A 655-nucleotide genomic window follows, 5' to 3' on the forward strand; every position below is an offset into this window, starting at 1 on the left:
ACTGCCCCGCCTACCGGACCACCATCGAGCACATCCCCGTCCTGACCGCCCAGCGCGACGACGCCGTAGCTCTCGCCCAGGACGCCACCGACCGAGGCTGGGACGCCGAGACCGAACGGCACCTGCGGCTGATCACCCGGCTCACCACCCACATCGAGCAGGCAGCGACACGCCGCACCCCCGCGTGACCAACAGCACAACCCGCCTTACCGCGCCCCGACTCAGCCGTCGATTAGCCAGATAAAGCGCCGACAACGCCGCCATGGAGTCCTTCTTCGCCCTCTTGCAGAAGAACGTCCTGGACCGCCGCCGGTGGACCACCCGGCAGGACCTTCGCATCCACATCGTCACCTGGCTCGAGCGGACCTACCACCGGCGCCGGCGCCAGGACCGACTCGGCCGGTTGACGCCCATCGAGTACGAGGCCACCATGGCCACAGCCGCCCCTCAGGCGGCCTGACCCAACCTGTCACCTACCCGTGCAGCAGTCCCTTCTTCCTCCAGTCCAGGGTGTGGGGCGCCAGCCAAGGGACTGTCCGCCAAACGGTGTTTCTGGTCTGACACGCCGGCACAGCTGGCGGGGAAGGTCATGAGATGACCGAGAAGATCTCGAGCATGAGCTCGATGCCGAAGGAAGTGAAGAAGTTGGTCTCGC

The 655-nt window shown here is 66.7% G+C and carries 1 protein-coding gene and 1 pseudogene; both read left to right on the plus strand.

Annotated elements, in window-relative coordinates; genetic code table 11:
• Positions 1-188, plus strand: a 188-nt coding sequence (locus ACI3ET_RS16395; protein ID WP_405034140.1) for a hypothetical protein, incomplete at its 5' end; no start/stop codon positions are given.
• 59 nt (positions 189-247) lie between these two features.
• A pseudogene (locus ACI3ET_RS16400) lies at positions 248-460 on the plus strand (integrase core domain-containing protein); the annotation flags it as partial.
• Between the last annotated feature and the right edge of the window lie 195 nt (positions 461-655).

Origin of the sequence: Ornithinimicrobium jinqii (assembly GCF_045032595.1) — a bacterium.
GTDB lineage: Bacteria > Actinomycetota > Actinomycetes > Actinomycetales > Dermatophilaceae > Ornithinicoccus.